This window comes from Prosthecobacter gellanilyticus, assembly GCF_007992435.1.
GTDB classification, from domain to species: Bacteria; Verrucomicrobiota; Verrucomicrobiia; order Verrucomicrobiales; family Verrucomicrobiaceae; genus Prosthecobacter; species Prosthecobacter gellanilyticus.
In genome coordinates this window covers 215,174-222,903 of the sequence record NZ_BKAG01000005.1, presented here as the reverse complement: position 1 = coordinate 222,903, position 7,730 = coordinate 215,174, and the positions used below count along the sequence as shown (strand labels likewise).

Sequence of the window (7,730 nt, the reverse complement as noted above, 5' to 3'; positions counted from 1 at the left end):
CGTGCGCACATGCCACAGCGTATTTCGAAGACATCCTCTGCGCACACGTTGCATCAAATGCGCGCCGATGTCAAAGCGCGCAACCTACCACACATCCGTCCGAAACGGCTGCGCCGGCAAACCATCCTGATTAAACAGGTTCGCCCACTGGAACGCATTGCTCCACGCATAACGCACAGCCGCAGCCTGCGGCACATCCTTGCTGGAAACAACCACTGTATCCCCCTCGATCACAGCGTCCGCCCAAACAAACTTTTGGTCAGCGCCTGCGATGGAGAAGCCCTGAAGCTTGTCACCATTCTTAAACGCCAGCCCCTTGCCAGTGTGCTTGAACTTCAGCGTGATCTTGCCACCAGAAACGGAGTGGGAAGCAAGCTGCGGACCGAGGTATTCATTCCCTTTCTCATAAGCCACGGCCAGCGCCACCTGCACGGCACGTGCACCATAACCCGACTTGTTCGGCGGATGGATGCCATTGCCCAGATCACTGCTGATGGCCATGTGCGTGTTCGGATACTTCATGATCTGCTCAAAGGCCACGTGTGAGTACTCGCGATCCGGATGATTCGGGATCGTCGCCGGCAGCGGCGCGAATTTCTCCGCGCGCGAATTCATCGGCTGGGTATAATCAAAAGCGCAACCACCACCGCTGGGCTTCTGCACATAGATCCAGGGGAACTCACCCTGGCCCCAGGCCTTGCGCCAGCCACCGATCAGCGCGCCCATGAGCGTCACCTGATCCACCCCCACAATGTTCGTGCGGCTCTCGCCCTGGTCCCAGAGCACCCCCTTGATGCCATAGCCCACATACGGACGAATGTAAGCCTCAAAGAGCTGCCCCACCTTGCCCGAATTCGTCTCGCCCGGTTTGCCCACACCCTGGGGAGGGCGCGGACCGCGCGGCACTTCCTTGCCCTCTTTCTTCGCGGCCTCAGCAGCCACCTTCCACTTCGCCAGCTCCACCTCATAGGCGGCCTTGGCCACGGCGAGCTTGGCCACAAGCTCATCATAATTATAGGTCGGCGCGAACTTCTTCACCGCCTCGGCGGAAGCTGCGTCACTGCGATACATCTCCTCGCTCAACCAAAACCCCGAAGGCGTGCCACCGACCGCACCGACCATGAGGCCGACCGGCACATCGATCTCCTTCTGCAACGCAAAGCCAAAGGAGAACAGCAGCGCGCTGAACTTCGGATTCGTCTCAGGGGTCGACTGCTCCCAGGTCGCGTTCCCCTCTTTGCGCATCAGCCTGAGTTTTGGATAGCTCTGCTTCGCCGCCTCTGCCAGCACGGGGTCATTCGCCACATAGCTGGAGACCACCATGTCCATGTTCGACTGCCCAGAGCCAATCCACACATCACCCACCAGCACGTCATCGATCTTCTGACTGCCGATGCTCAGCACACGAGGTTCCGCGCTGGCCTTCAGCGCATCCAGCTTCACACGCCACGCGCCTTTGTCATCCGCGGTCGCCGACTTCGTCTGCCCGGCAAAGGCAACCTCCACCTTCTCACCCGGAGCCGCCGTGCCCCAGACCGGCACCGGCATATCACGCTGCAGCACCATGTGCGGCGTAAAAACCTTGGAAAGCTTCACCTCAGCCGACAGCGAGGAAGCCAGGACGAGGAACGAAAAGAGCGCGAGCGATGGTTTCATGAATGAGTTGGCCTTATACGGACTCCCTCGCACGATCTTCCGTGATTCACACCTAGACCAGCTCTCGGACAGCAGCGGCTAGTGCCAACAGGGATGGAAGGCACTCAGGATGCGGCGCTGCCAATAGCTCCACGGAGCGCGGATCTCCGAATCCGCAGCCGGGTAACATGCACTCGCAGGGTGAACGTCGCCTGTCAGTGCGTTCAACTTGGAGGGTGCACTGGCGTCGAACAACACACATGCAGCGTCATCATGCCAGATGCGCGTTCCAGCTTGCTGCGGATTCGGAGATCCGCGCTCCCTATGACCTCATAGCCATCCCCCCCTCATGCCACAAACGTCCACGCCAGCACCCGGCTCTTCTTCTGTCCCTGCGTCATGTCGATGATCTTCACTTCCGAGGCACCCACCTGCCGCAAAGCCTGCTCAAACTTCGGCAGATGCGCGCTCTTCGAAACCAGCGTCGTGAACCAGCCGCACTGCTTTGCATAGACCTCGCTCTCCTGAATCATGCGCCGCACAAAAGCCAGCTCGCCACCTTCACACCAAAGTTCGTTAGCCCGTCCGCCAAAGTTCAGCGCCGGCTTTTTCACCCGCAAATTCCTCAGCTTCCTCTCCGTGCCTTCCGCAGCCTCCGCCGCAGAACCATGAAACGGAGGATTGCACATCGTCAGATCAAACCGCTCGCCAGGACGAATGACACCGCGAAAACATTGCCTCGCCGAAGCCTGCAATCGACACTCAATGAGACCCGCCACACTCGCATTCGACGTCACCATCTTCTGCGCCCAACGATGCGCCACAGGATCAATCTCCGCCCCCACAAAGCTCCAGCCATACTCGCTGGCACCGATCAGCGGATAAATGCAATTCGCGCCTGTACCGATGTCCAGCACACGCACCGATGGTCCGCGCTTCACGGAGATCAGATCCGCCAGATAATGCACATGGTCACTGCGACCCGGAATCGGCGGGCAGAGATACCCCGGCGGAATGTCCCACTCTTCCAAACCATACGCATCCTTCAGCAACGCCTGGTTTAAAGCCTTCACTGCCTTCGGATCTGCATAGTCGACGGACTCATTTCCATGCGCGTTCACCTTCACAAAAGCGCCCAGCGCCGGACTCGTCGCGATCAACCTCGCAAAATCATACCGTTCGCGAAAGCGATTCCTCGGATGCATTCCCTCCTTCGTGCTGGCGCTCATCGCTTCCCACCTCCTGGCGGCGTGCGGTCATCGCCAAAATACTTCTCACTGCGATAGCGCAGCCACACGCGCAGTTCCTGCGGCACCTTCTCGCGCTCGGCTTCACTCAAAGTCTCATAGAGCGCCATCGCCTTCTCCCGCTCACCTCGGCACGCGCGGTTGTTATGCGCATCCCAATAACTCCGCGCCACACGAATCCGCCGGCAGACCTCTTTGATGAGGTCCGCACCGGCAAGCGGCTTGGCATTCGGCTTCTTCTTCGCGGGCATGATGGATGGATGCCTGTTATAGCCAGTCGTGGCCTGCTCCGCCACGTCCATCTCATCGACCCGGGTGCGATCGGACATTTTACAAGATGGCTAGGTTTGTGACTTGCCAGCCTGCCGCTGTTTTCCCAGGATGCGCCGACACCCCGCCCATCATGCCCTCGACCGTCAACGGAATCGGAACTCATTACTACGGAAAAGCCAACCGGTCATCGCGTCAGGGGGCCTGCCAGTCCTGTGGAAGGACGGGCAATCTCGAAAGCTATGACACCCGCCTGTGGTTTGTGATTGTCTTCATCCCGATCATTCCACTGGGGCGGAAACGCATCATGGACATGTGTCCCTCCTGCCACCGGCACTATGTGTCGGCCTTGGGTAAATGGGAAGACCAGCGGCAGATGACCAACTCGGGCACGAAGGCCGAGTTTGTGGCCCAGCCCACCCCTGAGAATGCCGAGAGGCATCACCGCGGCCTGCTGGCGTTTCATCAGCATCAGGAGGCCGCTTCCTTCATGAAGGAAGCTCTGGAGCATTTCAGCACTGACGCGCCTCTGCATGCCTACTTTGCCGCAGTGCAGCATCACCTGGGCCATCCGGCAGACGCAGGCCGCCTCTATGAACGAGCCCTGGAACTGAACCGGGAGCTGCCAGCCGCACGCCATGGCATGGCGCTGCTGCACATGAATGCAGGCAATCTCGAAGCCGCCACCGAGCTTCTCGAGCATCTGCGCGCACCCGGTGCAGCGCAGTTGCATGACATCAGTCCGCTGGAAAATCTGGCCCTGGCTTACCAGAAGCGCAGTGACCACGCGGAGGCCCTGGAGCAGTTCAACATCCTGCTCAGAGAGTTGCCATCACTGGGAGACCACACCGGCTTCCGCAAAATGGTGGCCGTGTCTGAAAAAGCTCTCAAACAGACCAAGGCGCAGTCCTTCCTCCCCGAGAGAAAGTTCTCCTGGAAGAGGCTGTGGCTGGAGCACCGTCGGGCGAGCATCGTCTGCGTGCTGGTCGTGCTGGGCACGGCCGGCTCCATCTGGCACAATTTCTATCTCGCCAAGAGTGCTCCTCTGCATGTCGCAAATGGGTATCCCACTGCTCTCCGCCTGAAAATTGATGGAGGTCCCGAGCAAGTGATCCATCCTGGTTATACCAAGATCACCCTGCCGGAAGGGCCGCATGAGCTGACGATGGATGGAGCCGTGAAGGAGACGCTCCGTGTGGACATCCGGCGTGGCTTTTTTGACCGTTGGGCCAACGATAACGCATGGCTGCTGAATCCGGGCGGCCGGGCCATCATTATTGAGCAGCCCATCTACTATGTGAAGGATGGTCATGAAGTCCCGGACAGCATTCCAGAGGTCTTCACGGGCGCTCGCTTGCTGACACGCTATGGCATCAACTACTTCTTCACGGAGCCGCCCAAACAGATGACCCTCTCTGACGGCACAACCTACCTGATGCACAGGCAGCTCCGCCTGCATCCTGGCAGCATCCAGGAGGTCGTGGACTACTATGCGGGCATCAAGCTGGCACCGCAGGCCATGCAGCTCTGCGAGGAGGGCATCGTCAACGGCACAGCCACAGATGACATGATCATGGCCTATGGAAACCTGGCTGTGGACGAGACCAGCAAGGCACGCATCGCGCGTGTGCTGAAGGTGCAGGTCGCGAAGCGCCCTGTCCAGGTGGCCCTCCACCGTGTGTGGCAGGACCTCCAGACAGACATGGGGAAAAGCGAGAGCGATGTGGTGGCAGAGTACATCGCTCTTTCAGACGCGGCCCCCGCCGATGCCGCGCTGCTCTACCTGCGTGCACGCAAAGAGCCTGACACTGCCCTGCAATCATCCTTGCTGAAAAAGTGCACGGAGATGCAGGGTGCGCCCTCATGGTGCTGGTATGCGCGTGCCTATGATCACGCCGCAGCCGGTGAGTGGCAGACAGCGCTGCCGATGATCGAAAAAGCGGTGTCCATGGATGGCGAGAACAGCCGCTTCGCCGACATGCTGCAGGATGCCCGGCGAGTCCTCGGCGAATGGAAGCCGCTCATCGAGACGCTCCAGACCAAGGCACGCTTGAACCCGCAGAGCATGGTCGCGCATCTGTCCCTGGTGGAAGCTCATATGATGCAGGGAGATGCCAATGCCGCCCAGGCAGTCTCTTCCAATTACTTCAAGCGCATCCAGGTGCGGGAGGATGGACGTGAGACAGCTGCTGAGTTTGCCCTGCTGACCGCAGATCTGCTGGGCAATGACGAGTTCATCCTGCAGCAGACTCCGCGCGCAGGACTGGACTCGCTGGCCGGGAACCTCCGTGAGCCAGCCCTGGTCATGGCCAGGCGCTGGAGCGATCTGGAGGCCGGGCTCCAGCAATCTCCTCACCTCGAAGATCCTCTCTTCCATCTGGCTGCCGCGCTTGCTGCAAAGATGGATGGCAGCGCTGAAAAGGCCGGTGTCTGGCTCGACCGGGCTCTCAGCCACCTCAAGCCCATCGACGACTCAGGCAGCATCGCCGCAGCCTTGAAAAGCAGCACCCCGCCAGCACCAGCCACCATTGATCTGTCCAGCATCGCGCTCCATCAGCGGGCCGTGGTGTGGGCATGGCTGGCGGTGAGCCATCCGGCTCCCATGAAACAAACCTATGCCGGCCTGGCACGCAGCTTCAACATGCACCGCTACTTCCCCGCCAGGCTCGTCATCCAGGCGTCAACCAACTGAACCACCGAGAAGAACATCCCATCATCATGAGGCAGGAAAAGTTTGATGATCTTGTGGGCAGGCTGGATGCGGCGGCCGCTCGATCGCCCTTCCTCTTTCGTGTGCGCACCGCCCTGTGGCTGCTGGTCGGTTACTTCGGGATCGCGCTGGCCTTCATCATCGTGCTCTCCTGCGCGGCAGGCATGTTTCTGGCAGCGGTGCTTGGCCAGGAGCAGGGGGTGATCTTCATCTGGCTCGGGCTCGCAGTGCTGGTCTTTGGACTCTGGATGATCGGACGCGTCACGTGGAGCATCTCCATTCCGCCCAAAGAGGTGCAGGTGACTGCCGGGCAGGTCCCGCAACTTTTCGCTGTGCTCCGGGAACTCGCCGCCAAAGCCTCCGCCCCGATGTTTCACTGCGTGCATGTTTCGGAGGAGATGAATGCCTCCGTTTTCGAGATGCCCCGCTTCGGCCTGCCGTTCTGGCGGCGGCGTCATCTCGTCATCGGCCTGCCCTTGATGAGCGCTCTGACCGAGGATGAGTTTCGGGCGGTGCTCGCGCATGAGTTCGGTCATCTGTCCCCGCAGCACCGGCGGTTCTCCGGCATGATCTACCGGCTCAGACGCTCCTGGGAGCGGATCTTTGAGAAGATGGAGGAGATGACGGCAGGGTTCTTTCTCGGTTTCCTCAGACATTTTGTCCGCTGGTTCTGGCCGCGCTTCAACGCGCATGCCTTTGTCCTCTCACGCACCTGTGAATATGAGGCGGATGCAGCGGCAGCAAGGCACGTGGGACCTGCGGCCATGAGCCAGGCTCTGACACGTTTCCGCGCCGTGAGCCGGACGCTGGACGAGTCGTTCTGGGCACCCCTCTGGCGGGAGGCATCCACGCTGGGCGCGCCTCCCGCTGCCGCACTGCAGGGCATGATGCAGATTCTGGAGCGCAACCTCGACAGTCCGCCTGCCCTGCAGGCATTCGAAGAGTCCAAACGCGTCCACACCACGAACGCCGACACCCATCCCTGCCTGCGTGACCGCCTCACACGGCTCGGCACATGGAACACTTTTGAAAAGTTGGATAGGCCGTTGCCACTGCCTCAGGCCTCGGACAGCGCAGCCTCGCGGCTGCTGGGGCCAGCTCTGCCCGAGCTCTGGAACGCCGTGGGCAGCCAGTGGGCGGAGTGTGTGAAATCACACTGGGAGAAGCGCCATGCGCGTGCCCGGCTGCTGCGGCCGTTTGCCGAGGCAGGCCCTTCCCCAAGACGCGAGGAAGAATGGCAGCGTGTGAGTGCAGTGTGCGAGTTGCAAGGAGATGAAGCTGCTGAACCGCTCCTCACAGACCTTCTCCTCAAACATGCTGACCACGGCGCAGCCCGGCTTGTGCTAGGACGCCTGCTGCTCAGGCGCAATGACTCTGCAGGGCTGGATCATCTCAAGCGCGCCGTGAAGGCCGACCGCAGTCTTTATCAGACAGCTTCAGACATCGTCCATGACTACTACTGGCGTCTCGGAGACGCGCAGGAGACGCGGAAGGTTCTGCTGGCGCTCGATCAGCAGGATCACTCCGGCGCATCCGGCGGCACCAGCTCCATCCTCCCGCATTCACTCGGACAGGACGACCTTGTCGTGCTTTTGGATAGGCTCCGCGGTGAGGGCGGCATCGCTGCCGCGCATCTGGGCATGGTGCCGGCCGCAGACGGCCACTCGCTGCCCATGCTTTACCTCTGCCTCTCACCGAGACGTCCGTGGTGGCGCTTCTGGATCAGCTCCGACGAGGAATCCCAGATCCGCCGTCTGTCCATGCAGGTCAATCTGCCAGGACGCACCCTGGTCTTTGCCCCTGCAGGCAGGCATCGCAAAACCGCGCGGGAAATGATGCTGGTTCCTGGAACGCGACTCGATCTTTGA

Annotated in this window: 5 protein-coding genes; 2 read left to right on the top strand and 3 right to left on the bottom strand. The window is 60.7% G+C overall.

The features are described 5' to 3' along the window. Nucleotides 1-84: 84 nt before the first annotated feature. The 3 genes from BGE01nite_RS05675 to BGE01nite_RS05665 all read right to left on the bottom strand — a co-directional run bounded on the left by BGE01nite_RS05675 (nt 85) and on the right by BGE01nite_RS05665 (nt 3,133). Complete coding sequence (locus BGE01nite_RS05675; protein ID WP_146849323.1) at nt 85-1,656, bottom strand: sialate O-acetylesterase family protein; 1,572 nt, start codon at nt 1,654-1,656, stop codon at nt 85-87. A gap of 326 nt (nt 1,657-1,982) precedes the next feature. After that, entirely contained in the window at nt 1,983-2,864 is an 882-nt protein-coding gene (gene rlmF / locus BGE01nite_RS05670) for a 23S rRNA (adenine(1618)-N(6))-methyltransferase RlmF (protein WP_146849322.1), read from the bottom strand. Beyond that, nucleotides 2,861-3,133: a Precorrin-3B methylase gene (locus BGE01nite_RS05665; RefSeq protein WP_146849332.1), complete on the bottom strand. Its 273-nt coding sequence runs from the start codon at nt 3,131-3,133 to the stop codon at nt 2,861-2,863. The genes rlmF and BGE01nite_RS05665 overlap by 4 nt, the downstream gene beginning before the upstream one ends. Before the next feature lie 152 nt (nt 3,134-3,285). Here BGE01nite_RS05665 and BGE01nite_RS05660 point away from each other — a divergent pair, with 152 nt between their 5' ends. Both BGE01nite_RS05660 and BGE01nite_RS05655 read left to right on the top strand, forming a co-directional pair. Continuing rightward, complete coding sequence (locus BGE01nite_RS05660; protein ID WP_146849320.1) at nt 3,286-5,844, top strand: tetratricopeptide repeat protein; 2,559 nt, start codon at nt 3,286-3,288, stop codon at nt 5,842-5,844. A gap of 26 nt (nt 5,845-5,870) precedes the next feature. Then, complete coding sequence (locus BGE01nite_RS05655; RefSeq protein ID WP_170266619.1) at nt 5,871-7,730, top strand: M48 family metallopeptidase; 1,860 nt, start codon at nt 5,871-5,873, stop codon at nt 7,728-7,730.

Excerpts from the sequence above, each read along its gene's own strand:
- BGE01nite_RS05675 (WP_146849323.1), bottom strand. The coding sequence starts at position 1,656 with ATGAAACCATCGCTCGCGCTCTTTTCGTTCCTCGTCCTGGCTTCCTCG.
- rlmF (WP_146849322.1), bottom strand. The coding sequence starts at position 2,864 with ATGAGCGCCAGCACGAAGGAGGGAATGCATCCGAGGAATCGCTTTCGC.
- BGE01nite_RS05665 (WP_146849332.1), bottom strand. The coding sequence starts at position 3,133 with ATGCCCGCGAAGAAGAAGCCGAATGCCAAGCCGCTTGCCGGTGCGGAC.
- BGE01nite_RS05660 (WP_146849320.1), top strand. The coding sequence starts at position 3,286 with ATGCCCTCGACCGTCAACGGAATCGGAACTCATTACTACGGAAAAGCC.
- BGE01nite_RS05655 (WP_170266619.1), top strand. The coding sequence starts at position 5,871 with ATGAGGCAGGAAAAGTTTGATGATCTTGTGGGCAGGCTGGATGCGGCG.